Raw genomic sequence first — 26,048 nt, 5'->3', positions numbered from 1 at the left:
ACATTATGGTGCCGCAAGTTTAGCGGGCCTTCCGCGCCTGCACCATCCCGCCATCCGGATCCGTCCTGACCCTATGATTACCACCCTACGCCATCTCCTCGTTGACTCCTGGGCCGGCCGCGCCGCCGCAATCCTGATCTTCCTGGCCTTTATCGGGTGGGGCGTAGGGGATGTTTACTCCAATATGGGGACCAGCAGCTCCAATACGATCGTGCAGGTCGGAAGCCGCAGCATCACACCCGATGATCTGGCACGGGCGCTCTCCACCCAGCTTCCAGCCGCAGCGCAGCAGATGGGTCTGGCAGATGCGTCCCACCTTCCGGATGGAACCAAACAGCAGATCGCCCGGCAGGTTCTTCACAATCTTGTGATTCAAAACGAAGTCCAGCTTGCAGGTGAGCGGGCAGGGATGAACGTACCTGATGACCTGATCCGGAAAGAAATTTTTGCGATCCCGGCCTTTCACAATGCTGCTGGCCAGTTCGATCGCGCGATGCTTAATGACCGCCTGACGCGCATCGGCATTACTGAAAAGCGTCTGATCCAGATGATTCGCGAGGACATCATTTCCCGTGGATTGCTTCAGGGCATGGGCGCATCGGTACAGGCACCGACGTCCCTGATGGATCGTCTGTTTGCATTTGATGCAGACCAGCGTGTTCTGGATGTTCTACGCGTGCCGTTCACGGCGGGTACGGTTCCTGCCGCACCGACAGACGAGCAGCTTCACCGCTATTATGACAACCATCCGCAGGATTTCCGCACCACGGAATACCGTCATGCCAAGATGGTCGTCATGACGGCAGACAGCGTCGCCAAGACGATCGAAGTTCCGGATGACGTCCTGCACAAGCTGTATGATTTCCAGGCCCGTACCTACAACGTTCCTGAAACACGGACACTTCAGGTTCTGACTTTCCAGGACGAGGCAAAAGCCAACGCGGCTGCGACAGCATGGCGCAACACGAATGCGTGGGATGCCATCCAGAAGGCCTACCCGGACGCCGCAGCCGTCGCTCTTCCCCATGTGCGTCAGAGCGACATCCCGAACCCGGAACTCGCTAAGCTGGCATTTGCCGCCCCAGCCAACCAGATTAGCGGCCCGACGAAAACGTCAGCAGGCTGGGTAGTGTTCAACGTCACGGCCGTTGTCGCACCGCATCAGACAAGCTTCGAGCAGGCCAAGAACGATCTGCGCGATCAGGTCCAGAAGCAGGAAGCCCCGCAGGCCCTGCAGGCTCGACTCACGCAGTTTCAGGACGCGATTGCAGCTTCAACAACGCTTGAGAAAATTCCGTCCAACCTCGGCGCTATACCGGCCGCAGGCTCGCTTGATGCTCGTGGCCTGACTCAGGATGGCGCACCGGCTCCGATCCCGGGCGATGCTGGTCTGCGCCAGTCCATCATCCAGCACATCTTCTCCCATAAGAAGGATGCACAACCGGTTGTCGTGAACGGTCCGGACGGCTCTGCCTTTGCGGTTGCCGTTGACGAAATTCACCCTGGCACGCTGCGTCCTTTCACGGAAGTCCGCGATCAAGTCGTTCAGGCGTGGACCGCAGACCAGCAGCGTCATGCCGCTGATGCACGCGTCACAGCCCTGTTCACTGAAGCCAAGATGGGCACGCTGGCCAAGGCTCTGGAAAACCAGCCGGAAGCAGCAAGCCTGCGCAAGGACGTTGCTGTTTCCCGTGTTCATCCTGATCAGTCCCTTCCACAGAACGTCCTGCGGGCTGCCTTCGGCCTAAAGGTCGGCACCACGGGCATGTATGAAGGCCCGGATGCGTTCTGGCTGGTCAACGTAACCGCGCAGAAGCTAGGCGATGCCGGGGATAGTCAGTCCCTGCGCCACGATCTGGACGCTCAGTATGTTCAGTCCCTGCAGGCTGACATTCCGATGGCTCTGGACGCAGCGCTGGAAAAGACCGTTCCCGTCTCACACATGAACATGAACCTGTTCAATCAGGTTGTCGCCTCGACATCCCCGGCGGCCGCTAACGGAGCGCAGTGATGCCGATTGTTCACAGTATTGAAGCCGCTGACCTTCTGACTCCGGTCTCAGCCTATCTGCGCCTGTCCCGTCTTTCCGATGATCCTTACCGGATGTTGCTGGAGAGCGTGGAAGGCGGCGCGGCGAGGGGCCGTTATTCCGTGATTGCCCTTCTGCCTGATCTGGTCTGGAAGTGCCGGAACGGAGAGGTAACGCTTGATGGAACGCCGCTTCAAGGCAAACCACTGGAGACGCTGAAGGACATCATCGATCAGAGCCAGATGGACCTTCCGGTTGATATGCCGCCCATGATTGGCGGTGTTTTCGGGGTGCTGGGCTACGACATGGTCCGCCAGATGGAGTTCCTACCGAACGCTCCGGTTAATGATGTGGATCTGCCGGAAGGCATCATGATCCGTCCTCAGCTTTTTGCCGTGTTTGATTCGGTCCGTGATGAATTAACCCTGGCTGTGCCGGTTCGCGGTGCCATGACGACCGCAGAAGCTCATGCCCTGCTGGATCGGGCACGGGCTGCACTGGCTGCCCCTCTGGAAGATGCGACGGAAACTCTGCCTGCTGGCACTGAACTTGCTCCACCATCATCGAATATGACGCAGGAGCAGTTCGAAGCGAATGTCCGAACCGCGCAGGATTACATCGCGGCCGGAGATGCGTTCCAGATCGTGCCTAGCCAGCGTTTCACAACACCATTCCCGCTGTCTCCGCTTGCGCTGTACCGGAGCCTGCGTCGCATCAACCCGGCGCCGTTCCTGTTCCTGATGGAGCTGGAAGATTACGCACTGGTTGGCTCGTCGCCGGAAATTCTCGTCCGTCTGCGGGCAGGAGAAGTCACGGTTCGCCCCCTCGCTGGCACCCGTCCGCGTGGCAACGACCGGGCACATGATCTGGAGCTTGAGAAAGAACTGCTCGCGGATCAGAAGGAACTCGCCGAGCATCTCATGCTCATTGATCTGGGGCGGAATGACGTAGGCCGCGTCTCGGAACTGGGCACCGTGCAGGTTCCCGATCAGTTCGTGATCGAACGCTACAGCCACGTCATGCATATTTCCTCGACGGTCACGGGACAGATCAAGGCTGGAAAAACCGCCATGGATGCGCTTGTTGCCGCATTCCCGGCCGGAACCCTCACGGGCGCACCGAAAATCCGTGCCATGGAAATTATTGATGAGCTGGAGCCGACCCGCCGCGGACCGTACTCCGGCTGCGTCGGATATTTCGGTGCGGATGGAGAAATGGATACCTGCATAGGGCTTCGGATGGCCGTTTTGAAAAATGGTCAGATGTATGTTCAGGCGGGGTGTGGCGTCGTGGCGGACAGTGATCCGAACTCGGAATTCCGGGAAACGCAGGCAAAGGCGAGAGCACTTTTCCGGGCTGCGGAAGTCGCTGTCTCCAACGCAGCAAAATCCTGAAACAATGTTGCATTTGACGTAACGAAACGTGAAGGCCATCCTGTTGCCATGATCCTGCTCATCGACAACTACGACAGCTTCACCTTCAACATTGTGCATCATCTGGGCGCACTGGGTGTTGAATGTGACGTACGGCGCAATGATGCGCTGAGTGTCGAGGAGGCTCTTGCTCTCAAGCCCTCCGCCATCGTGATTTCCCCTGGTCCCTGCGCACCTGATGGTGCAGGGATCTGCTGTGATCTGATCCAGGAAGCCGCCGGGAAAGTACCAGTCTTCGGTGTCTGCCTCGGCCATCAGGCGATCGGACAGGTTTTTGGCGCGAAAGTTGTCCGCGCACCTGTTCCGATGCATGGCAAGATCAGCGCGGTCGACCATGACGACACTGGCGTTTTCGCGGGTCTCCCCAACCCGGTGAACGTCGTGCGCTATCATAGCCTGACGCTGGAACCTGCGAGCATTCCGCCAGAACTGATCGTCAATGCGTCCACGAAGGATGGTATCATCATGGGCGTCCGCCACCGGGACCACGATGTGCATGGCGTTCAGTTCCACCCGGAGAGCATTGCTTCTACAGCGGGCCGCGAGTTGCTCGCGAATTTCCTAACGATCGCCGGTATTCCACATAAAGCCGTAGAGGCGGCATGACGGCAGCAGCTGATTTTCCGGCTATTCTACGCCGTGTTGCTGATGGTGCCACTCTGACTGCCGGTGATGCTGAAAAAGCATTTTCGGCAATCATGGCGGGAGACGTGGAGCCTGCTCAACTCGCAGCCTTCCTCACGGCGCTCAAGATGCGCGGTGAAGCTGCTGATGAATTGACGGGAGCAGTGCAGGCCGTCCGTCGCTATATGACGGTTTTGCCAGATGTTCCAGTCGATACGCTGGACGTCTGTGGAACGGGCGGGGACGGCCTTGGCACGCTTAATGTCTCGACCGCCGTTGCTTTCGTTCTGGCAGGGCTGGGGGTTCCGGTCGCCAAACATGGCAATCGCGCGCTTTCGTCCCGGTCGGGCGCGACGGATGTTCTGGAAACGCTTGGAATTCCGCCGATCGACGATCCGGCTTTTCAAAGTACCCAGTTACGGAAGAACCACCTGGCGTTCCTTGCCGCACCATTCCATCATCCAGCCATGCGTCATGCGGCTCCGGTCCGGAAGGCGCTAGGATTTCGAACACTATTCAATCTGCTTGGACCTCTCTGCAATCCTGCTGAGGTAAAACGTCAGCTTATTGGTGTTTTTGACGCTCTTTGGTGTGAACCGGTCGTTCGAACTCTCGACAGCCTCGGCAGCACGCATGTCTGGGCTGTGCATGGCACGACAGATGAGGGCGGCAGTGATGAACTGACACTTGCGGGTCCCGCTGAAATCGTGAGCCTTGAAAATGGAACGATCAGCCGACTAACCTTCGACCCCGATATGGCAGGCATTGCGTCAGCTCCCATCTCTGCCATCCGTGGCGGAGACTCGGATGCGAACGCGAGAGCTCTCACCGCGCTTCTTGATGGGGAGCGCGGACCTTACCGTGATACCGTTCTTTTGAATGCCGCAGCTGCGCTTCATGTGGCTGGACGCGGAAATGTTGTGCATAGTGGCACGATTGACGCTCAGGCGTTCCGTAACAATATGGCAATGGCAGCCCGTTCCATCGACGATGGGCACGCACGCACAGCCCTGACGCGGGCACGCAATGCCATGGCCTCCCTTACAGAGACAAATGCAGGACTATCATGACCTTCATGCATCAGCGACCAGCGATGACCTATGCACCTGAAGGGGTAGAGCAGTTTCCTGACCCGGAAGTGCCGGAAACGACCACGCCACCCATCAAGGACCCTTCGGTCGAAACAACGGACCGGAGCGATGTTCTGGCCCGTATCTGTGCGCGTACCCGTGTGGACGTGGAGCAGCGATCCCAGATCATGTCCCTCAAAGACATTACGCTCCGAGCACGTGAAGTTACGACGCCAACACGCGGTTTCGGACAGGCTCTCCAGCATCTGACGGCCGACCGACAGGTTGGATTGATTGCCGAGATCAAGAAAGCCTCTCCTTCAGCTGGCGTTCTTCGCCCGACATACGATCCCGTTGGTATTGCACAGGCCTATCAGGCAGCGGGTGCGACCTGCCTGTCCGTTTTGACAGAAGGATCGTGCTTCCATGGCAGCACGGACGATATTCGTGCTGTTCGTGAAGCATGCAGCCTTCCAATCCTCCGTAAGGATTTCATTCTTGACCCCTGGCAGGTTCATGAAAGCCGCCTGATTGGCGCGGACTGTATCCTGCTCATCATGGCGGCCCTGACGGAAACGCAAGCATCTGAACTGATCGGCATTGCCCGTGGTCTGGATATGGACGTTCTGGTGGAAGTGCACGACGCAGATGAACTGAACCGTGCGCTGGCTCTTGATACGTCCCTGATCGGTATCAACAACCGTAATCTCCGCACGCTCAAGACAGACATCCAGACGACCCTAGATCTGGCCCCCATGGTGCCACCCGATCGTCTGGTTGTCTCTGAAAGCGGCATCAAGACGCAGGACGATCTCCTCAAGGTTGGAGAGGTGGGTGCCAGCGCCGTACTTGTTGGCGAAAGCCTTCTCCGTGAAGATGATCCGGGGGCAGCTGCCCGTCGCCTTCTTGGCTTTACCTGACATCCGGTCCTGTTGAAGGTGTCGCATTCGCGGATCCCTTCAACAGGTCGGTTCCATCAAGCTTCCGGACCCTGCTTTTCCTTTCGGAGATGTAACTGGGGTCACTCTGGCCTTCCAGGCCAAGTATCGGTAAGAGCTTCCCCAGATTTGTGCATTTCCAGGAGACCGCCATGGACGAGACAACGTCCGCTTCCAACCGGAGCAACGGTCCGGCCCTTTCGCCGGAGACAATGAAGCGTGCCTACAAGGACATGCTGCTGGTCCGACGTTTTGAGGAAAAGGCTGGGCAGCTCTACGGAATGGGGCTCATCGGAGGCTTCTGCCATCTTTATATCGGGCAGGAAGCCGTTGTGGTCGGCATCGGCCTGAACATGAAGCAGGGTGACAAGTCCATCACGTCATACCGTGATCATGGTCAGATGCTGGTAGCCGGCATGACCGCCCGTGGTGTCATGGCTGAACTGACGGGACGCTCCGGTGGCTATTCCCGCGGTAAGGGCGGCTCAATGCACATGTTCTCCCGTGAAAAGGAGTTCTACGGTGGCCATGGTATCGTTGGCGCGCAGGTTGCGCTTGGTACAGGTCTGGCCTTTGCCAACCATTATCGCGGCACAGACGAAGTCTCGATCGTCTATTTTGGCGAAGGTGCTTCTGCACAGGGACAGGTCTACGAGAGCTTCAATCTAGCCGCTCTTCACAAGCTTCCCTGCATCTATGTGATCGAAAATAACCGCTACGGCATGGGCACGTCCATTGAGCGTGCGTCTGCATCCCGGGATCTGTCTCGCAATGCAGAGCCATGGGGTATTCCGAGCCGTAAGGTTGACGGCATGGATGTCTTCGCTGTGCATCAGGCCGCACAGGAAGCGATGGAGCATTGCCGCGCAGGTAAGGGACCGTTCCTACTGGAAATGGAAACCTATCGCTATCGCGGGCACTCCATGTCCGATCCGGCCAAGTACCGTCAGCGGACTGAAGTCGAGGAAATGCGTCGCACGCGCGATCCAATTGAGAACCTGAAAGCCGAAATGCTGCGTAACGGCATTGGCGAAGAGGTCTTCAAGGACATCGAAACTGACGTGAAAGCCGTTGTGGCGGACGCTGTCGAATTTGCACAGACTTGCCCGGAGCCGGATGAATCCGAACTCTGGACTGACATTCTGGTGGAGGCCTGAGTTCCATGGCATCTCTGATTCTGATGCCGGCCCTGTCGCCGACCATGACCGAAGGTACGATTGCACGCTGGCTCCGACAGCCGGGTGAGGCCGTGAAGTCCGGCGATGTAATCGCCGAAATCGAGACCGACAAGGCCACGATGGAAGTCGAGGCTGTCGAAGACGGCGTGTTTGGCAAAGTTCTGGTCCCTGAAGGCAGCGAAAACGTCGCCGTGAACACACCGATCGCCGTTCTGCTTGAAGAGGGTGAGGATGCCGCAGCCGCAGAGAGCGTGACACGCTCAGCTGATCCGGCTGCAGGTGTGACAGTCGCGATTGAAACACCGTCCGCTCCTGCCATTGTTGAGGCTCCCGCCATCAAGCAGGCGGAAGAAGAAAAAGACTGGGGCGAGACGAAGAACATCACCGTCCGTGAAGCTCTGCGCGATGCAATGGCTGCCGAACTTCGTCGCGATGAAGATGTGTTCCTGATGGGTGAAGAAGTTGCCCAGTATCAGGGTGCGTACAAGATCAGCCAGGGTCTGCTGGATGAGTTTGGTGAAAAGCGCGTCATCGATATGCCGATCACCGAGCATGGTTTTACCGGCATGGCAGTCGGTGCGGCCCTGACGGGACTGAAGCCGATCGTTGAGTTCATGACTATGAACTTCTCTCTTCAAGCCATTGATCATATTATTAATTCCGCAGCCAAGACGCTTTACATGTCGGGCGGTCAGATGGGTTGTCCAATTGTCTTCCGTGGCCCGAATGGTGCGGCGGCACGCGTCGGCGCTCAGCACTCCCAGTGCTTTGCGAGCTGGTATGCTCACATTCCAGGCCTGAAAGTTGTCGCTCCGTGGTCTGCTGCTGATGCGAAGGGTCTGTTGCGCGCGGCTATTCGTGATCCGAACCCGGTTGTGGTGCTGGAAAACGAGATCCTGTACGGCCAGAAATTCCCATGCCCCACGGATGAAGATTTCATCCTGCCGATCGGGAAAGCCAAGATCGAACGGGAAGGCAAGGATGTGACGCTGGTGGCGTTCTCCATCATGGTGGGCGTAGCGCTGGACGCGGCTGCCAAGTTGGCCGAACAAGGTATCGACGCAGAGGTCATCAACCTGCGCACTATACGTCCGTTAGACACCGAGACCATCATCAAGAGCGTCAAGAAGACGAACCGGATTGTTTCCGTGGAGGAAGGCTGGCCGGTTGCAGGTATAGGTGCGGAAATCTGCACGGTTGCCGTTGAGCAGGCGTTTGACTGGCTCGATGCCCCCCCAGCACGCGTCTGCGGTCTTGACCTGCCGCTGCCTTACGCATCCAATCTTGAAAAACTGGCACTTCCAAAACCTGAATGGGTTGTGGAAGCAGTCCGCAAGCAGTTCGGGGACTGACCGACAATGGCAACTGATATCCTGATGCCGGCCCTGTCGCCGACAATGACTGAAGGCAAACTGGCCCGCTGGCTCAAGAATGAGGGCGATAAGGTTTCAGCCGGCGATGTGATCGCTGAAATCGAAACCGACAAGGCCACGATGGAAGTCGAGGCCGTGGACGAGGGTATTCTTGGCCGCATTCTTGTTCAGGAAGGTATAGAGGGCGTTGCAGTCAACACCCCTATCGCCGTTCTGGTTGAGGAAGGCGAAGATGTCCCTGCTGCATCTTCCGGCCAAACACCTGCTATTGTTGCTCCGGCCGCTGAGCCTGTTGCTGCAAGTACACCTCCGGCAAGCGCCAAAGCCGCGTCGAGAGAGGAGAGTAGCGAGCGTATTTTCGTCTCTCCGCTGGCAAAGCGCATGGCTAAAGACCGCGGAATTGCTCTTGGATCCCTAAACGGAACCGGCCCGAACGGACGAATCTTGAAGCGGGATGTGGAGAAGAGCGGAAACGCTGCACCAGTCGCGCCGAAAGCCGCTCCCGCGACCGCCGTTGCTATTGAGGGCGATGTAAAGCGTGTTCCGAACTCCACGATGCGGAAGGTTATTGCGAGGCGCCTGACGGAATCAAAGACTCAGGTTCCGCACTTCTATGTATCCGTGGACATCGAACTTGATGCCCTGCTGGCCCTTCGTTCGAAACTGAACGCGACGGCTGAGGACAACAGCTTCAAGATCTCCGTCAACGATATGATGATCAAGGCGGTCGGTCTCGCGCTGAAGAAGCAGCCCGGTCTCAATGTGCAGTTTACTGATGCGGAGACACTGCATTTCGAGAATGTGGACATCTCGATGGCCGTCTCCATTCCGGAAGGCCTCATCACGCCAATCATCCGGAATGCGGACCTGAAGTCCCTGCGCGAGATCAGCCGTGAAGCCAAAGATCTGGCGAAGCGCGCCCGTGCAGGCAAGCTTAAGCCGGAAGAATTCCAGGGCGGGACGTTCTCCATCTCGAATATGGGGATGTTTGGAGTCCGCGATTTTGCTGCGATTATCAATCCTCCGCAGGCTGGCATCCTGGCCATTGCATCAGGTGAGAAACGTGCCGTGGTTCGGGGAGACCAGCTTGCGATTGCAACCGTCATGACGGCGACACTTTCTGTTGACCATCGTGCCGTTGATGGCGCGCTTGGCGCACAGTGGCTGAACGCCCTGCGCGACATCGTACAGAACCCTTACACTCTGGTGGTCTGATCCATGTCCGATACTTTCGATCTGATCGTTGTTGGTGGCGGTCCTGGCGGTTACGTTGCAGCACTCCGAGCCAGCCAGCTCGGGATGAGCGTTGCCATCGTGGAGAGCACGCATTTTGGCGGTGTCTGCCTCAACTGGGGCTGTATTCCAACCAAGGCGCTCCTGCGGTCTTCCGAGATTCATCACCTCCTACATGATCTGGGGACCTTCGGCTTCTCGGCCGAAAATGTGTCCTTTGATCTGCCCAAGATTGTTGCGCGATCCCGCGGAATTGCACGCCGTATGGGGGGTGGCATTGCTCATCTGCTCAAGAAGGCCAAAGTTACGACCTTTGACGGTCGTGCCAAACTGGCTGGCCGGGCAGGGGAAGCGCACAAGGTTTCCATCACCAAGGATGGTGCCGAGGTTGCGGTCATCAAGTCGCCCAACGTTATTCTGGCGACTGGTGCACGCGGCCGTCAGCTTCCGGGTCTGGAGACAGATGGCAAGCTGATCTGGGGCGCGCGTGAAGCCATGACCCCGGCTGAACTGCCGAAGCGTTTGCTGGTCATCGGCTCTGGTGCCATTGGTATCGAATTTGCGTCCTTCTATCGCAATATGGGCAGCGAAGTGACCATTGCGGAAGTTGCGGACCGAATTCTGATTGCCGAAGATCCCGAGATCAGCGCCGCCGCTCGCAAGGCCTTTGAGAAGCAGGGGATGAAGATCATCACCGGAGCAAAGGTTGGTCCGCTTCAGAAGGGCGAGAACGAGGTTTCCACCACCATTGAAAGCGCATCCGGCACAATTGATCTGACCGTGGATCGCGTGATCTGCGCCGTTGGAATTGTTGGAAACGTTGAAGATCTGGGCCTCGAGGGAACCAAGGTTCAGGTCGATCGCACTCATATCATCACGGACGGCTTCTGCCGCACGGCAGAGCCGGGCATCTATGCCATCGGTGACGTTGCGGGCGCTCCATGGCTCGCTCACAAGGCAAGCCATGAAGGTATTCTCTGCGTCGAGAAGATTGCCGGTCGTTCCCCACAGCCTCTGCATGCGCTGAACATTCCGGGCTGCACCTATTCCCGTCCTCAGATCGCTTCGGTCGGTCTAAGTGAAGAGAAAGCCATCGCATCCGGTCACAAAGTTCGTGTTGGCCGCTTCCCGTTCATGGCGAATGGCAAGGCCGTTGCGATGGGTGAGACGGAAGGCATGGTCAAGACCGTGTTTGATGCCACAACCGGGGAGCTTCTGGGCGCTCACATGATCGGTGCGGAAGTCACGGAAATGATTCAGGGCTACGTCATTGCCCGGACAGGCGAACTGACGGAAGCAGAACTGATCGAGACGGTTTTCCCGCATCCGACAATTTCTGAGACGATGCACGAAGCCACTCTGGCGGCCTTCGACGGGCCGCTCCATATCTGAGCACCATGTCCCAGCGCATCACCATAGATCACCGTGAGATGTCCGCTCTCCGCCATCCGGAGAAGGCACATCGTCCCGATAACCCGATCCAGCGTAAGCCGTCCTGGATTCGGGTAAAGGCGCCCAATCATCCCGTGTATCACGAGACACGGGCGCTGATGCGGGAGGCTAATCTGGTCACGGTCTGTGAGGAAGCAGCCTGTCCGAATATCGGGGAGTGCTGGTCCCAACGTCACGCGACCATGATGATCATGGGGGAAATCTGCACGCGGGCCTGCTCCTTTTGCAACGTGACGACGGGGCTTCCAAAAGCACTGGACACGGACGAACCGCGTCGGGTGGCGGAAGCTGTAGCAAAGCTGGGCCTCAAGCACGTTGTCATCACGTCGGTTGACCGTGATGACCTTGCGGATGGCGGCGCACATCATTTCGCGCGGGTCATTCAGGCCATACGATCAGCTTCTCCGGAAACGACTATTGAGATCCTGACACCTGATTTTCTTCGAAAACCGGGGGCACTTGAGATCGTAGTGGAAGCACGGCCAGACGTTTTCAATCACAATATCGAGACTGTACCACGTCTCTATCCCACAATCCGGCCGGGTGCGCGATACTACCAATCATTGCGCCTGCTGGACGGTGTGAAGAGGCTCGATCCATCCATTTTCACCAAGTCTGGCCTTATGCTTGGCCTGGGTGAAGAGAAGATGGAAGTATGGCAGGTCATGGATGATTTCAGGGTTGCCGACGTGGATTTCCTAACGCTGGGACAGTATCTTCAGCCGAGCGTGAAGCATGCGGCTGTCGAAAAGTTTGTTACCCCGGAAGAGTTTGACGGCTATGCTGGTGCTGCCCGTTCAAAAGGATTTCTTCAGGTCAGCGCAAGCCCTCTGACACGATCCTCCTATCATGCGGACAGCGATTTCGCGAAGCTCCAGGCCGCGCGGAACAGCCGTCTGAAAGAAAGTCTCTGATGCCGACACATGCCGAGCAACGGTTGATCGCCTATACGCCGGAACAGCTTTTTGATCTGGTGGCAGATGTAGAGAAATATCCGCAGTTCCTGCCATGGTGCGTCAAAGCGACCATCAAGTCACAGACAGAGCAGGAACTTGTGGCAGATCTGACCATCGGGTTCGGGCCTTTTCGCGAGACGTTCACCAGCCGCGTTACACTCGAGCGGCCATCGCGCATTCGGGTGCGCTATGAGAAGGGGCCTTTCCGGTACCTGAATAACGTCTGGACATTCACGCCGGACCCACGAGGCTGCCTTGTGGACTTCTTCGTGGATTTCGAATTTCGCTCCCGTTTGCTGCAAAATGCCATGGGCGTGGTGTTCAACGAGGGTGTTCGTCTGATGGTGTCTGCGTTCATCAAGCGGGCTCGTGACACCTATGGCGTGCAGACTGCCCAGAGCCGTGCGCCACAGCCTGGACTGTCCTGAGCAAAAGATAAAATTCGTAATATGTTATGAACCATTCGGCGTACGGACCGTTTCAGGCCCAACCACCGAATGGTGTCATGAAAGGATTACGCAATGAAGAAGCTTTCCTTCGGCGCATTTGCCCTCTCGGCTCTGATCGCTGCTGCATCTCCTGCTCTGGCGGCCGAACAGCACGGCCATCATCACCATCACAAAAAGTCTGGTGAGCATGCTCAGAAGTCTGATGAAGCCTCCGCTACGGATGCTCTGAACGCCCGCTCTCTTCAGCAGGCCCAGACCCCGGTTCAGGCACAGGCTCCACAAGCGCCAATGCCGGTTGCAACCGCGCCAACGTCTGCTGTCGTGCCGACGGCCCCTGTTCCGCCAGCACCGCCTGCATCCACAATGCCAGCGACGGCCCCGAACGACGGGCAATAAGCTTTTAGGCTCTTCGCCGATAAAAAAGCCCCTGCTAAATTGGCAGGGGCTTTTTTTATGTCAGATTTTCAGAAGCATCTCGAGCGCGTGCCGAACTGTTGCATTCCGCACATCCGCCCGATCGCCTGAAAATATATGTCGCTCCGTATGGCTCATCCCTTGGAATACTGAGATTCCAAAGCAGATTGTACCAACGGGCTTGCCAGTCGTGCCGCCATCGGGGCCAGCGATCCCTGTCACAGATATGGCGACTGTTGCATCTGCCGCATGACATAACGCCCCTTCAGCCATGGCTCGCGCAGTTTCTTCACTGACAGCTCCGTAACGCGCCAGAATGCTTTCAGGAACGCCTGCAGCACTCGACTTCAAGGCATTGGAATATGTGACAAGACCACCTTCAATCACACTTGACGAGCCCGGGATGCCTGTCAGGGCGGCACAGATCATCCCCCCGGTGCAGCTTTCAACCGTGATGAGACGCATGTTTCGATCAGAGAGATGCTTCAGCACATTCTCCGACAGGGTGCGAAGATCAGTTTCTGACATTGGTAGCACTCACGCGATAAACCATCATATTGGCTTCAATATTCTCAATATACATGCGTGTCTCCCGGTAGGGCAGACGTTCGATCCAGTCCAGAAGTCCATCTTCCGTCATGGGGCTTGCGGGTGGATTTGCCTGGAGCCAGAGATCCACTCTATGTGGTCCCGCATTATAAGCAGCCAATGCATAGGGAATCGTATTCTCAAATCGTGTCAAAAGCTGCGACACATACGCATTGCCGACAATCAGATTAGTATGCGGATCAAGCAGGGCAGCGGCAGAGACGTTCAGGCTGCCCATATGTGCGCGACGGATAACATCCTTTGCGGCTGCGGGAAGAATCTGTAATAGCCCGATGGCGTGCGCACTGCTGATCGCTGCTGGATCAAATCCACTTTCCTGCCGGATAACAGCCGGTAAAAGACCTTCTGGCACGGTGGAAGCCTCAGGCCAGGGATCCGGAAAACCCTGCGGATAAAGCGCCACGCCTTTTCGGGACAAAGCATGCGCCGCGAAAACTTCAGCAGCAGGAACATTCAGGCGTCGGCCCAGATCAGCGACGGCTTTCTGGCCTTCCGGGGAAGGATTGGCGATCTGAAGCAGAAGGAGAAAGTCTTTCGCATGCTCCAGATCACCTGATTGAGCCAGCTCCGTGGCGGCCTCAACCAGATCCTGACGTTGTAACGCACCGGCGGAAAGAGACGGAAGCGCCTGCAACTCCTGCTGGAGAGCGTGATCAAAATCTGGCGAAGACGCGCCTGCGACGAGAAAGGACTTTTCTCCGGTCAGCGATGCCTGAGCAAGCTGACCGTGAAATGTCGTAGGAAAGCGTGTTGCCTGTTGGAAGGCCGCCTGTGCGCCTTCGGAATCTCCCGCAGTCTGCCGGCAACGCCCGACCCAGTACCAGCCGCGCGCCTGCATGGCGAGGGATGTCGCCTGTTGTAGCGGAAGGAAGAACTGCTCGGCTTGTCGGGGTTGATCAAGCAAACGCAGCGCGATGAAACCAGAAAGGTTTTGCGCCTCCTGACGATCAATTTCGGTCAGAGGAAGCGTCATGTCCTGTGCTAGCGCATAAGCGTCTTGAGTCCGCCCTGCGAGAAGAAAGGCCCGTGCCAAACTGCCCCTTTCGCTGGACCAGTCATGCGATGGGGCGGTCGCCTGAAGGGCGTAACCCGCGGAGGTCCAGAGAGCCAGGGCCTCATCCAGACGATTGCCACGACGCAATGCTTTCAGGCGATAGCGTATCAGTGTGGGGTCGGACCGCTCTGCAGATGAGAGAGCATTAAAAGCCGTATCCGCGTCTGGCGATGCCGCACGCTCAGCGATACGGGCTTCTGCGAGGGCCTGACGATCAACAGGCAGGCGATCAATCTGGCGACTTGCTGCCGCAATCTGGCCCGAGCTTTCAAGGCGCTCATATCGACGCCACTGGTCACTTGGCGTGAAGGCCGCGCCGTACAGTCCCAGTAACGTCGCCTCTTCCTGAGCATTGCCAGCCCCTGAAACCCAGAGATTGCGAGCCAGCGTAGCCCCATCGGGCAGATGGTCAGAACAGGCAAGAAAGGCTGAAACCATCGTCAGCGGCACCGTCGGACAGAGCTGGTCAAGTGTTGCCGGATCAGACGTGTGGGAGAGGGCGGTTTGATACCGCCACATGATTTTTGCCCGCTGCGGCCATACAGGCGCCTGGACCAGAAAGGATTCGTAGGTTTCGGCAGGAAGATTTCCTGCACCGGGCGTTACCAGTTGCAGCCACTGGACGAGCCTGTCCCGGACAGGGGGCGTAGTATTCGGAGGAGGCGCGGCTGCCCCCAGACACAGGGCAGCAGCTAGAAGAACAGGGCGCTTAGCTCGGCAGCACAACATGATGCAAGATTTCTCCTCCGCCGCGGATAATGAGTTCGATTGCCACGGCCAGTACAACAAGCAGACCACACCAGGCGATCCAGCGGTAACGGGCGAGAAGCCCCGCAATGAAAGACGCTGCGACCCCCATCAGCAGCACAGAAAAAGCCAGGCCGCCAACAAGAATCCATGGATGACCGACTGCCGCCCCGGCGACGGCCAGAACATTGTCGAGGCTCATGGAGAGATCGGCAATGACAATCTTAAGAATGGCAGGACCAAGCCGGGATGGGGCATCAACCTCGGCCTCCCCATCGCTATGGCGCAATTCGCGGTACATCTTCCAGCACACCCACAAAAGAAGACAGCCACCGGCGAGTGTCAGTCCCACAATTGCAAGAAGGCGGGCTGCGACAAGGGCCAGAGCGATACGCAGCAGTGCTGCAAAGGCCGTACCAATGAGAATGGCCAGACGCCTCTGTCGCCCCTGAAGACTACGGACTGCCATGCCAATGACAACCGCATTGTCTCCAGCCAGGGTGATGTCGATGAGCGTGACCTGCGCAAGAGCGATCAGGGCATGCGTAAGAGTATCAGGCGTCAAAGGGTCATTCTTCCAAAAGGGGTCCGTGCAATCTCTTCGTATTTGGTCTAAGCAGCCTCCGTAAAGCCCCACTCGCTCCCGGAGTTCTCATGGTTCCGCGTTACAGCCGCCCCCAGATGACCGCAATCTGGTCGCCCGCCAATCGCTACCGGATCTGGTTCGAAATCGAAGCTCTGGCCTGTGAAGCCATGGCCCAGCAGGGCGCCATGCCTGCCGAATCAGCCAAAACCATCCGCGAAAAGGGAGACGCCGCCATGGCTGCGTTCTCTGACGCTGATCTTGCCCGGATTGACGAGATCGAAGCGGAAACGCGCCATGACGTCATTGCGTTCCTGACCTGGCTTGCAGAAAAAGTCGGTCCGGATAGCCGCTTCGTGCATCTCGGCATGACGTCTTCCGACGTGCTGGACACCTGCCTGTCCGTTCAGATGACGCAGGCTGCCGATCTTCTCCTTGAAGATCTGGATCGCGTTCTGGAAGCGCTCAAGACACGCGCCTATGAGCACAAGCTGACCGTCACGATCGGCCGCAGCCACGCCATCCATGCCGAGCCGACGAGCTTCGGCCTGAAATTGGCTGGTCATTACGCTGAATTCGCCCGTAACAAAGAGCGTCTGCTGCAGGCGCGCAAGGAAATCGCCGTCTGCGCCATTTCCGGTGCAGTTGGCACCTATGCGCATATCGACCCGGCTGTTGAAGAGTATGTCGCCGACAAGCTCGGTCTTGTTGCAGAAAGCGTCTCTACGCAGGTCATCCCGCGTGACCGCCACGCTGCTTTCTTCTGTACGCTCGGCGTCATTGCGAGTGGCATTGAGCGCCTGGCCGTTGAAGTGCGCCACCTCCAGCGCTCCGAAGTCCGGGAAGCGGAAGAGTTCTTCCACAAGGGGCAGAAGGGCAGCTCCGCGATGCCGCACAAGCGGAATCCGGTTCTTTCCGAAAACCTGACCGGCCTTGCCCGTCTGATCCGCTCGCACGTCGTTCCGGCTCTCGAGAACGTGGCGCTGTGGCACGAGCGGGACATCAGCCATTCTTCCGTAGAGCGAAACATCTGCCCGGATGGGACAATCGGGCTTGATTTCGCACTGATCCGTCTGGCTGGCATGATGGAAAAGCTGGTGATCTATCCGGATCAGATGATTGCCAACATGGAAAGCCTCGGTGGCGTGGTGCATTCCGGCGAAGTTCTGCTGGTTCTGGCCCGTGCCGGTATTTCCCGTGAAGACGCCTACCGGATCGTGCAGCGCAACGCCATGGAGACATGGACGAAGCTGGGTAAGCCGGGCTTCCGCACGTTCCGCGAAAATCTGGAGGCCGACCCGGAAGTGTCAGGCCGTGTGAGTGCCGAGGTTCTGGATCGCGCTTTCGATCCGGCGCAGCATCTCAAGCAGATTGATCGTATCTACAGCCGCGTTTTCGGCTAATCTGGACAAATCTGGGCGGGAATAGTTTTCCCGCACTCTCGCGGTTCCGGTTCCGTAATGCTATGGAACCGGAAAACCGTCGCTGGACCAGCCGTTTCCGCATCCCTATGAACCGGGACGGCGCAACGCAGTAAGGATTGCTCATGGCCCGCCGCCGCCAGCTTTACGAAGGCAAAGCCAAGGTTCTTTTTGAAGGACCAGAGCCCGGAACACTCGTGCAGTATTTCAAGGATGACGCCACCGCCGGAAACGGCGCGAAAAGCGGCATCATCACCGGGAAGGGTGTGCTGAACAACCGCATCAGCGAACACCTGATGATGAAGCTGCATGACATCAACATCCCCACGCACTTCATTCGCCGTCTTAACATGCGCGAGCAGCTGATCCGGGAAGTCGAGATTATCCCGCTGGAAGTTGTCGTCCGCAACGTGGCGGCTGGCTCCATCGCCAAGCGTCTGGGCATTCCTGAGGGAACACGCCTGCCACGCACCATCATCGAATATTATTACAAAAATGATTCCCTTGGAGACCCGATGGTCTCGGAGGAGCATATCGCCGCGTTCGACTGGGCCTCGCCGCAGGACCTGGATGACATGAACACACTGGCGCTCCGGACCAATGATTTCCTGATGGGAATTTTCATGGGTGTCGGCATCACGCTCGTTGATTTCAAGCTGGAATTTGGCCGTCTATGGGAAGGCGAGGAGATGCGGATCATCGTCGCTGACGAGATCTCTCCGGACAACTGCCGCCTGTGGGACGCGAAAACCAGCGAAAAGATGGACAAGGACCGGTTCCGCAGGGACATGGGCCGCGTCGAGGAAGCTTATCAGGAAGTCGCACGGCGTCTCGGGATCCTTCCCGAAGCCAGCAATGGAGACCTCAAGGGTCCGGAGGCAGTACAGTGAAGATCCGCGTTTTTGTTTCCCTGAAAGACGGCGTTCTTGATCCACAGGGCAAGGCTGTCGGCCATGCCCTTGAGTCCCTTGGCTTCAAAGGTGTTGGTGAAGTCCGTGTGAACCGCGTTGTCGAGCTAGACGTTCCTGCAACGGACAAGGCCGAAGCGGTCAAGCAGGGCGAAGCCATGGCCCATGCGCTTCTGGCCAATGAAGTGATCGAGGATTTCAGCGTCGAGGTGGCAGCATGAAGCTCTTCTCCGCAACCCTTCTGGTAACTGGCCTTCTGGCCGCAACTGCCGTTCCTGCTCACGCACAACGCGTCTCCAAGGTCTCCGGCAAGGCTCTGGGCAATATGTGCTCGGCCAGCAAGTCCACCGCTCTGTGCGATGCCTATCTCGCAGGCGTCATGGACAGCGAAGTCTGGGCCAAAAAATACGACAGCTACGCGGATGATGCGGGTGCTCCAGTCGCGTTCTGCGTTCCGGTAAGCGAAACGACAACGCAGGTCCGCGGCAAGCTGATTTCATGGCTGCACGCTCATAATGATGCTCTGACCCAGTCGGGCGGCAAGGCCGTTTATCGCGCGCTGCACGAGGCTTATCCTTGCCATGCAGCAGCTTCGGCTCCAGCGGAGGGCCAGAAATGAAGGCAGGTATCGTCGTATTTCCCGGCACGAACCGGGAGCGCGACATGGTGCATGCCCTGAAGCTGGTCTCCGGCCAGACCCCGAAAATGATCTGGCACCGCGAGACGTCTCTCGGTGATCTGGATCTCGTGGTTCTGCCGGGTGGCTTCAGCTTCGGGGACTACCTGCGCAGTGGCGCCATGGCGGCTCACTCACCCATCTTGCGCGAGGTCAAAGCCTTCGCAGAAAAGGGCGGTCACGTTCTGGGTGTCTGCAATGGCTTCCAGATCCTGACGGAATCCCATCTTCTGCCGGGTGCGCTGCTTCGGAATGCGGGGCTGCGGTTCCTGTCACAAGACTGCCACCTGAAGGTCGAGAACGCATCGTCTCCCTTCACGCAAGGCTGGTCTTCTGGGGACGTCTTCCGTGCGCCACTGGCTCATGGAGACGGCAACTACACGGCCTCTGACGAGACGCTTGCGCGCCTTGAAGGGGAAGGCCGTGTTGCATTCCGTTATTCGGGTGCTGGTGGAGAGATTTCGCATGATGATCGTCATACGAACCCTAACGGAAGCGCTCGTTCTATCGCGGGTATCCTGAGCGAAAACGGCCGTGTCTGCGGTCTGATGCCGCACCCGGAAAACCTGACTGACCCGGAAATCGGTGACACCGATGGTGTGCCGCTCTTCAAAGGCCTTGTGGAGGCTCTCGTCGGATGAGTGTGACAATCGACGCCAAACTGGCTCAGTCCTTCGGTCTGACGGTCGAGGAATATGAGAAGGTCCTGACCATTATGGGTCGGACCCCGAGCTTCACTGAGCTTGGGATCTTCTCGGTCATGTGGTCGGAGCACTGCTCCTACAAATCCTCCCGCATCCATCTCAAGACGCTGCCCACCAAAGCTCCATGGGTCATCCATGGTCCAGGTGAAAACGCAGGAGTTGTCGATATCGGTGAAGGTCTGGCAGCCGTCTTTAAGATGGAAAGCCACAACCACCCATCCTTCATCGAGCCCTATCAGGGCGCTGCAACAGGCGTGGGCGGTATTCTGCGTGACGTGTTCACCATGGGCGCCCGTCCGGTCGCCAATCTGAATGCCCTGCGTTTCGGTGATCCAAAAACACCGGGAACGCGCCGGATTGTTGACGGTGTCGTTCGCGGCGTGGGTGGCTACGGCAACTGCGTTGGCGTTCCGACTGTCGGTGGCGAAGTCAACTTCCATAAGGCCTATGACGGCAATCCGCTCGTCAATGCCATGACGGTTGGCGTGGCAAAGCAGGACAAAATCTTCTTGTCCGCCGCTGCTGGTGTGGGCAATCCGGTGGTATATGTCGGGTCTAAGACGGGCCGCGATGGCATTCATGGCGCTACCATGTCATCCGCTGAGTTTGACGAAGAGGCCGCGTCCAAGCGTCCGACCGTGCAGGTCGGGGACCCGTTTATTGAGAAGCTTCTGATTGAAGCATGCCTCGAACTGATGGCGACCGATGCGATCGTGGCTATTCAGGACATGGGTGCTGCGGGCCTAACGTCGTCTGCGGTTGAAATGGCAGGCAAGGGGGGCGTTGGCATCGAGATGGATCTTGATGCAGTTCCACAGCGCGAGCCCAACATGTCCGCCTATGAGATGATGCTGTCTGAGAGCCAGGAGCGGATGCTCATGGTCCTCAAGCCGGAAAGCACCGAACAGGCCCGCGCCATTTTCGAAAAATGGGAGCTGGATTTCGCTGTTGTCGGGTATCTGACTGATACCGGACGCATCACGGTCAAGCACAAGGGCGTGGTCGAAGCTGACATCGAACTGGCACCGCTGGCCGACGAAGCTCCGATCTATAACCGTCCGACCGTGCCGCTGGAAAAGCCGCGCCACATTCAGCCTCCCGCTGACCCGGTAGGTGTTGAACATGCTCTTCTGACACTGATCGGCTGCCCTGACCTGGCCTCTCGTGCCTGGGTCTGGAACCAGTATGACGGTTCGGTTGGTGGCAATACGGCGCGTCGCCCGGGTGCAGCCGATGCTGCGGTTGTTCGCGTGGAAGGGTCGCGTCTGGGGCTGGCCCTGACAACGGACTGCACACCACGCTACTGTCAGGCGGACCCGAAAGTTGGCGGTGCACAGGCCGTTGCCGAAGCATGGCGCAACATCACGGCAACAGGCGCCAAGCCACTTGCCGTGACAGACAACCTGAACTTCGGCAACCCGGAACGCCCGGAAATCATGGCGCAGTTCGCAGACGCCATCAAAGGCATGGGCGATGCCTGCCGCGCGCTCGACTTTCCGGTCGTGAGCGGCAACGTCTCGCTCTATAATGAAACGCGCTCTCCGACAGGTCTGGCGCAGGCTATTCTACCGACGCCGGCCATTGGTGCCCTTGGCGTCCTGGCAGATGCCTCACGCTCGATCGGGCTTGCGATGCCCGATGCCCATGGTCTTGTCCTGATAGGTGAAATCCGCGGCGAACTGGGTCAATCCCTATGGCTGCGTGAAATCTGCCATCGGGAAGAGGGCGCCCCACCGCATGTTGATCTCGTGGCTGAACGCCGGAATGGCGACTTTGTCCGCGGTCAGATCGAAGCCGGTGCCGTGACAGCCTGTCATGACATCGCGGATGGTGGACTTCTGGTCACGATTGCCGAAATGGTGATGGCCGGGAATGTCGGCTGTACACTCAATCCGCCTCCATCCAATCTGCCGCTGCATGCCTTCTGGTTCGGTGAAGATCAGGCCTGCTATGTCGTGGCAACGCCAGATGCCCAGAAGCTTCTTGCCGCGGCTGAAAAAGCCCATGTTCCGGCACGCAAGCTGGGCCGTTCGGGCGGTACAGCATTGAACCTTGCTGACGGGATTTCCCTGGAAGCCAGCAGGCTGCGCAAGATCAACGCCGCCTTTTTCCCGAAATTCATGGGTGAGGAGGCCTGAGTTATGCCGATGAGTGCCGCTGAAATCGAACGTACGATTCTTGCAGCGATCCCGGATGCCGAGATTACGATCCAGGATCTTGCCGGAGACGGCGATCATTACGCCTGCACGGTCGTCAGTGAAGCCTTTCAGGGGCTTTCCCGTGTACGCCAGCACAAACTGGTTTATGATGCATTCGGAAATCGAATGGGCACAGAGCTCCACGCGATGGCTCTCAAAACCCTGACCCCTTGAACTCCAGGGGGATCATTCCCTTCTGAAGTGACTGCCGACAGTGGGAGAGAGGTACAACCTCTCTCTTCTGCCCATAAGAGGAAAAACCCAATGTCCGAGACCGTGTTCCAGCACATCCAGAACCTGATCGACGCAAACCCGGTCATGCTGTTCATGAAGGGTGACAAGCTCTTCCCACAATGCGGCTTCTCTGCGCGTGTTGTGCAGATTCTGACCCATCTTGGTGTTCCGTTCGAGACCTGCAACATTCTTGAGAGTGCTGAACTCCGTCAGGGCATCAAGGATTTCTCCCAGTGGCCAACCGTTCCGCAGCTCTACGTCAAGGGTGAGTTTGTTGGCGGCTGCGATATCGTCACGGATATGTACCAGAGCGGCGAACTTGAAACGCTGCTGACGGAAAAGGGAATCGCTACGGCGAATGCCTGATTTGTTAATTCCGGCCTGTAAAATGGCCGGAATTCAACCTTTTGCAAGCTCTGCGGTCGCCACAATTCAGCCATGTTCCGCCCAAAAATGGCAAGACCTTGATTTTTTCTAAAACTTACCCGAACGGGGTTGTCGAACTCTGCGTTTACGTCATACGGTAAACCTATCAGAACAGGGATGGGATCACGTCAATGGCGCGACAGTGGGCTGGCCGAATTGCTCTCGGCATTATGGGAATTGGTCTTTGCATGGGAGCCGGAAAAGCTCATGCCCGTGCAGCGATTACTGATTTCGAAGCCAGCAAGCTCACATTCGACGCTCTGACTGCCGCACCAGTCTATCATCGCCCTGTTGTTCATTTCGCTCGTCATTCTGCAAGCCATTCCATGGCGTGGAGCGGACATCGCGCCGTGATCCGTAACGTGGCTTACCGTCCGCACGCATCTGTTGCGACGGCAGCTCATCGTCATACACGCAGCCGCCGCACCTGATCTCTATGTAAGGCGTAGCGCATCCATGATGCGTCGCGCCTGTCCCTCGCGATCAACGACAATAACGTCGAACCTCGTGTTGGGACGACACCATTCGGGTCTGGTTTCCAGAACATAACCGAATGACGCCATCAGGCGTTCTGCCTGACGGGGAGCCAGAGCCTCTGCGCCATCTCGAAGCGTAGAGCGGCTTTTGACCTCTACCCCAATAATCCAGTTCTCATCCGCGACAAGAAGATCAATCTCGCCATAGGGTGTTCTGAGCCTCTGAGCCAGAATTTCCAGCCCTGCTTCCACCATATGGCGTTTAGCGATCTCTTCGGCGTTCAGGCCTCCATAATAAGCCTGAACGCCTTTCGCGCGACGATTAATCAGTGCTCTTCTTTCAGAAGACGGGCAGCATCAATCGCAAAATACGTCAGAATGCCGTTACAGCCAGCACGCTTGAAAGCGATCAGGCTCTCCATGATGGTGCGATCCCGCTCAAGCCAGCCATTCTGGATGGCACCGGCCAGCATCGCATACTCACCGGACACCTGATAAGCGAAGGTCGGCACCGAGAAACGGTCACGAATACGGCGGATGATATCCAGATACGGCATGCCGGGCTTGACCATGATCATATCCGCACCTTCACGGATATCCTGCTCGACTTCACGCAGAGCTTCGTCAGAATTGGCCGGATCCATCTGATAGGTTTTCTTGTCACCCGTCAGAAGGCCACCTGATCCCAGCGCATCACGGAATGGGCCGTAGAAGGCAGAAGCATACTTTGCGGTGTAAGCCATGATGCGGACGGTCTCGAAGCCGTTGGCATCAAGTGTCTCGCGGATTGCCTGCACACGACCATCCATCATGTCGGACGGCGCAATAATGTCGTTTCCAGCGCGAGCCTGATTGAGTGCCTGCTGACGCAGGATTTCGACAGACTCGTCATTGAGGATACGGCCGTCCTTGATAACACCGTCATGGCCATGATCCGTGTAAGGATCGAGCGCCACGTCACCAATGACACCAAGCTCCGGGAAGGCTTCCTTTATGACGCGGGATGCGCGGCACATCAGATTGTCCGGATTCAGGGCTTCGGTACCCGTTGCATCACGCAGTTCGACTGGCGTGATCGGGAAAATGGCAACCGCCGGAATGCCAAGCTCAACGGCCGGGCGGACATGCTCCACCAGATTGTCGAGGCTGACGCGCTCAACACCGGGCATGGAAGACACTTTCTGGCGCTGGTTTTCGCCTTCACAAACGAAAATCGGCCAGATCAGGTCATCGACGTGCAGTCGATTTTCCTGAACCAGCCGACGTGTAAAGGCATCGTGGCGATTACGCCGCGGGCGGAAGAGGGGGAATGATGCGTTCGTCATGCCCCCGATCATGCTCCTATATTCCGCGTCTGGAAAGCAGGCTGTGACGTACTCCGTAACAGAAATAGATCCCCAGCCCGATCACGAGCCATACCACCAGCCGAACCCAGGTCAGCAGATCCAGAGACACCATGACCGCACCGCAGGACAGCACACCCAGAACCGGAATGATCGGGCCACCTGGCACACGGAAGAGACGTGGCGCCTGAGGCTCCCGCATCCGCAAAAGCGGAACACCGACGCAGACAATGATGAACGCGAGTAGGGTTCCGATGGATGTCATGTTGCCTAGCTCACCAATAGGCAGCACTGCGGTCAGAACACTTGTCAGGGCAGCAAAGCAGAGATGGGACGTCCAGGGTGTATGCGTGCGCGTGTTCAGCTTCGCAAAGATTTTCGGGAGCAGCCCGTCATGTGACATGGCCAGAAATACGCGCGCCTGACCGAGAAGAAGCCCAAACAGGACAGAAACATACCCTACTGTAATTCCCAGCTTTACAAGGCTGGCGAGCCAGGGGGCACCGGCAGCATCAATCGCCGTTGCTACCGGGCTCGGATCATTCGCCATGCCTTTATAGTTCACGACCCCCGTCAGAACCGCCGAGAACACAGCATAGACGACACCACAGATCAGCAGGCTGCCGATAATCCCAACAGGAATATCGCGAGCCGGGTTTTTGCTGTCCTGGGCGGTTGTGGAGACGATATCGAATCCCAGATAGGCAAAGAATGCCATCCCCGCGGCACGCATCACGCCCGAAAAGCCGAAATGCCCGAAGGTGCCCTCATTCGGCGGAATATACGGATGATAGTTTGCCAGCTTGATATGCGGGATGCAGAACACCAGCACCAACGCGATCACCGCCAGCTTTACCACCACGATGGCATTATTCACTGCGGCGGACTGGCTGACACCACGCATCAACAAGGCTGTCACGACCCAGATGGCCAGAACCGCCGGAAAATTGAACCAGGCACTGACCACCGACCCATCCGCCAGTGTCACAGGTGTCATGGGTGTTGCCAGAAGCCGCGGATCGATCGTAACGCCCCAGCCTGAGAGCAGGGAGGACACATAGCCCGACCAGCTTGAGGCTACAGCGGCCGCACCCACTGTATATTCCAGCACAAGATCCCAGCCGATGATCCACGCGATCAGTTCGCCCATGGACGCATAGGCGTAGGAATAAGCAGAGCCGCCAGACGGGATCATGCCAGCCAGTTCGCCGTAACAGAGGCCGGCAAATCCGCAGGCGAGGGCGGCAATAAGATAGGACAGCGTGACAGCCGGGCCTGCATTCTGGCCCGCTGCAACGCCTGTCAGCGAGAACAGGCCGGCACCGATGGTCACACCCACACCGAGTGCAATCAGATGCCAGGGGCCAAGAACACGTTTCAGGCCTGTATTGTCAGACGCAGCGGAAGACACAGGCTTGGTCCGCCAGAGCGGATTGGTCATGAAAGATCCTCGTTGGAAACACGGATTGTTTTTGCCGACGCGCGCATTCTGCGGTAGTGACGGGGCGAACTCACCCTGG

At 57.7% G+C, this 26,048-nt stretch carries 27 protein-coding genes; 21 read left to right on the top strand and 6 right to left on the bottom strand.

What is annotated here, in order from left to right:
• Window positions 1–73: 73 nt before the first annotated feature.
• The 12 genes from GFR01_RS08970 to GFR01_RS08915 all read left to right on the top strand — a co-directional run bounded on the left by GFR01_RS08970 (window position 74) and on the right by GFR01_RS08915 (window position 13,131).
• Complete coding sequence (locus GFR01_RS08970) at window positions 74–2,011, top strand: peptidylprolyl isomerase (protein ID WP_099182177.1); 1,938 nt, start codon at window positions 74–76, stop codon at window positions 2,009–2,011.
• Window positions 2,011–3,423: an anthranilate synthase component I gene (trpE, locus tag GFR01_RS08965; RefSeq protein WP_099182176.1), complete on the top strand. Its 1,413-nt coding sequence runs from the start codon at window positions 2,011–2,013 to the stop codon at window positions 3,421–3,423. Before GFR01_RS08970 ends, trpE begins: the two co-directional genes overlap by 1 nt.
• Window positions 3,424–3,471: 48 nt before the next feature.
• Window positions 3,472–4,068 (top strand): anthranilate synthase component II, encoded by a 597-nt coding sequence (locus GFR01_RS08960; protein ID WP_099182175.1) that lies wholly within the window; start codon window positions 3,472–3,474, stop codon window positions 4,066–4,068.
• Window positions 4,065–5,156: an anthranilate phosphoribosyltransferase gene (gene trpD / locus GFR01_RS08955; protein WP_099182174.1), complete on the top strand. Its 1,092-nt coding sequence runs from the start codon at window positions 4,065–4,067 to the stop codon at window positions 5,154–5,156. The genes GFR01_RS08960 and trpD overlap by 4 nt, the downstream gene beginning before the upstream one ends.
• On the top strand, window positions 5,153–6,076 hold the full coding sequence (gene trpC, locus GFR01_RS08950; RefSeq protein ID WP_034880261.1) for an indole-3-glycerol phosphate synthase TrpC: 924 nt from the start codon (window positions 5,153–5,155) through the stop codon (window positions 6,074–6,076). Before trpD ends, trpC begins: the two co-directional genes overlap by 4 nt.
• Window positions 6,077–6,246: 170 nt before the next feature.
• Window positions 6,247–7,251: a pyruvate dehydrogenase (acetyl-transferring) E1 component subunit alpha gene (gene pdhA, locus GFR01_RS08945; RefSeq protein ID WP_063903643.1), complete on the top strand. Its 1,005-nt coding sequence runs from the start codon at window positions 6,247–6,249 to the stop codon at window positions 7,249–7,251.
• 5 nt (window positions 7,252–7,256) lie between these two features.
• Window positions 7,257–8,624 (top strand): pyruvate dehydrogenase complex E1 component subunit beta, encoded by a 1,368-nt coding sequence (locus tag GFR01_RS08940; protein WP_099182173.1) that lies wholly within the window; start codon window positions 7,257–7,259, stop codon window positions 8,622–8,624.
• Between the two features lie 6 nt (window positions 8,625–8,630).
• Window positions 8,631–9,860: a pyruvate dehydrogenase complex dihydrolipoamide acetyltransferase gene (locus tag GFR01_RS08935; protein ID WP_099182172.1), complete on the top strand. Its 1,230-nt coding sequence runs from the start codon at window positions 8,631–8,633 to the stop codon at window positions 9,858–9,860.
• Between the two features lie 3 nt (window positions 9,861–9,863).
• Window positions 9,864–11,270 carry a dihydrolipoyl dehydrogenase gene (lpdA, locus tag GFR01_RS08930; RefSeq protein WP_099182171.1) on the top strand — a complete coding sequence of 469 codons (1,407 nt, stop codon included), beginning with the start codon at window positions 9,864–9,866 and terminating at the stop codon, window positions 11,268–11,270.
• A gap of 5 nt (window positions 11,271–11,275) precedes the next feature.
• The gene (lipA, locus tag GFR01_RS08925; protein WP_063903639.1) at window positions 11,276–12,244 is read left to right on the top strand and encodes a lipoyl synthase; all 969 of its coding nucleotides are present in this window, start codon (window positions 11,276–11,278) and stop codon (window positions 12,242–12,244) included.
• On the top strand, window positions 12,244–12,714 hold the full coding sequence (locus tag GFR01_RS08920; RefSeq protein WP_099182170.1) for a type II toxin-antitoxin system RatA family toxin: 471 nt from the start codon (window positions 12,244–12,246) through the stop codon (window positions 12,712–12,714). The genes lipA and GFR01_RS08920 overlap by 1 nt, the downstream gene beginning before the upstream one ends.
• Before the next feature lie 93 nt (window positions 12,715–12,807).
• The gene (locus GFR01_RS08915) at window positions 12,808–13,131 is read left to right on the top strand and encodes a hypothetical protein (protein WP_099182169.1); all 324 of its coding nucleotides are present in this window, start codon (window positions 12,808–12,810) and stop codon (window positions 13,129–13,131) included.
• 60 nt (window positions 13,132–13,191) lie between these two features.
• On the opposite strand, the gene GFR01_RS08910 is transcribed toward GFR01_RS08915, so the two are convergent.
• From GFR01_RS08910 to GFR01_RS08900, 3 genes are read right to left on the bottom strand one after another with little or no spacing between them, the layout of a single operon-like run.
• Window positions 13,192–13,677: a CinA family protein gene (locus GFR01_RS08910; protein WP_099182168.1), complete on the bottom strand. Its 486-nt coding sequence runs from the start codon at window positions 13,675–13,677 to the stop codon at window positions 13,192–13,194.
• Window positions 13,664–15,541, bottom strand: coding sequence for a lytic transglycosylase domain-containing protein (locus tag GFR01_RS08905; protein WP_099182167.1), 1,878 nt, complete (start codon window positions 15,539–15,541; stop codon window positions 13,664–13,666). The genes GFR01_RS08910 and GFR01_RS08905 overlap by 14 nt, the downstream gene beginning before the upstream one ends.
• Window positions 15,522–16,124, bottom strand: coding sequence for a YjbE family putative metal transport protein (locus GFR01_RS08900; RefSeq protein ID WP_099182166.1), 603 nt, complete (start codon window positions 16,122–16,124; stop codon window positions 15,522–15,524). The genes GFR01_RS08905 and GFR01_RS08900 overlap by 20 nt, the downstream gene beginning before the upstream one ends.
• A gap of 89 nt (window positions 16,125–16,213) precedes the next feature.
• Between GFR01_RS08900 and purB the strand changes: the two genes are divergently transcribed.
• The 9 genes from purB (at window position 16,214) to GFR01_RS08855 (ending at window position 23,140) form a co-directional block, all read left to right on the top strand.
• Complete coding sequence (gene purB / locus GFR01_RS08895; protein WP_063903633.1) at window positions 16,214–17,545, top strand: adenylosuccinate lyase; 1,332 nt, start codon at window positions 16,214–16,216, stop codon at window positions 17,543–17,545.
• Window positions 17,546–17,688: 143 nt separating this feature from the next.
• The gene (gene purC, locus GFR01_RS08890; RefSeq protein ID WP_010501729.1) at window positions 17,689–18,453 is read left to right on the top strand and encodes a phosphoribosylaminoimidazolesuccinocarboxamide synthase; all 765 of its coding nucleotides are present in this window, start codon (window positions 17,689–17,691) and stop codon (window positions 18,451–18,453) included.
• Window positions 18,450–18,692: a phosphoribosylformylglycinamidine synthase subunit PurS gene (purS, locus tag GFR01_RS08885; RefSeq protein WP_099182165.1), complete on the top strand. Its 243-nt coding sequence runs from the start codon at window positions 18,450–18,452 to the stop codon at window positions 18,690–18,692. The genes purC and purS overlap by 4 nt, the downstream gene beginning before the upstream one ends.
• Window positions 18,689–19,090 carry a Rap1a/Tai family immunity protein gene (locus GFR01_RS08880; RefSeq protein WP_099182164.1) on the top strand — a complete coding sequence of 134 codons (402 nt, stop codon included), beginning with the start codon at window positions 18,689–18,691 and terminating at the stop codon, window positions 19,088–19,090. Before purS ends, GFR01_RS08880 begins: the two co-directional genes overlap by 4 nt.
• Entirely contained in the window at window positions 19,087–19,788 is a 702-nt protein-coding gene (purQ, locus tag GFR01_RS08875) for a phosphoribosylformylglycinamidine synthase subunit PurQ (RefSeq protein WP_099182163.1), read from the top strand. Before GFR01_RS08880 ends, purQ begins: the two co-directional genes overlap by 4 nt.
• The gene (purL, locus tag GFR01_RS08870; protein WP_099182162.1) at window positions 19,785–21,989 is read left to right on the top strand and encodes a phosphoribosylformylglycinamidine synthase subunit PurL; all 2,205 of its coding nucleotides are present in this window, start codon (window positions 19,785–19,787) and stop codon (window positions 21,987–21,989) included. The genes purQ and purL overlap by 4 nt, the downstream gene beginning before the upstream one ends.
• 3 nt (window positions 21,990–21,992) lie before the next feature.
• Window positions 21,993–22,223, top strand: a complete 231-nt coding sequence (locus GFR01_RS08865) for a BolA family protein (protein ID WP_015074089.1) — start codon at window positions 21,993–21,995, stop codon at window positions 22,221–22,223.
• Between the two features lie 90 nt (window positions 22,224–22,313).
• Window positions 22,314–22,649, top strand: a complete 336-nt coding sequence (gene grxD / locus GFR01_RS08860; RefSeq protein WP_007281919.1) for a Grx4 family monothiol glutaredoxin — start codon at window positions 22,314–22,316, stop codon at window positions 22,647–22,649.
• A gap of 191 nt (window positions 22,650–22,840) precedes the next feature.
• Window positions 22,841–23,140, top strand: coding sequence for a hypothetical protein (locus GFR01_RS08855; protein ID WP_099182161.1), 300 nt, complete (start codon window positions 22,841–22,843; stop codon window positions 23,138–23,140).
• A 3-nt stretch (window positions 23,141–23,143) separates the two neighbouring features.
• Here the strand turns inward: GFR01_RS08855 and GFR01_RS08850 are convergent, their stop codons facing one another.
• The 3 genes from GFR01_RS08850 to GFR01_RS08840 are packed head-to-tail and all read right to left on the bottom strand — an operon-like array spanning window position 23,144 to window position 25,969.
• On the bottom strand, window positions 23,144–23,455 hold the full coding sequence (locus GFR01_RS08850; RefSeq protein ID WP_264780570.1) for a YraN family protein: 312 nt from the start codon (window positions 23,453–23,455) through the stop codon (window positions 23,144–23,146).
• A gap of 56 nt (window positions 23,456–23,511) precedes the next feature.
• Window positions 23,512–24,510: a porphobilinogen synthase gene (hemB, locus tag GFR01_RS08845; protein ID WP_167384232.1), complete on the bottom strand. Its 999-nt coding sequence runs from the start codon at window positions 24,508–24,510 to the stop codon at window positions 23,512–23,514.
• Window positions 24,511–24,526: 16 nt separating this feature from the next.
• Complete coding sequence (locus GFR01_RS08840; RefSeq protein WP_099182158.1) at window positions 24,527–25,969, bottom strand: APC family permease; 1,443 nt, start codon at window positions 25,967–25,969, stop codon at window positions 24,527–24,529.
• Window positions 25,970–26,048: the final 79 nt, after the last annotated feature.

The organism is Gluconobacter frateurii (genome assembly GCF_002723955.1).
Taxonomy (GTDB): Bacteria; Pseudomonadota; Alphaproteobacteria; order Acetobacterales; family Acetobacteraceae; genus Gluconobacter; species Gluconobacter frateurii.
The sequence above is the reverse complement of the archived record's forward strand: the minus strand, read 5'-3'. Positions and strand labels throughout refer to the sequence as shown.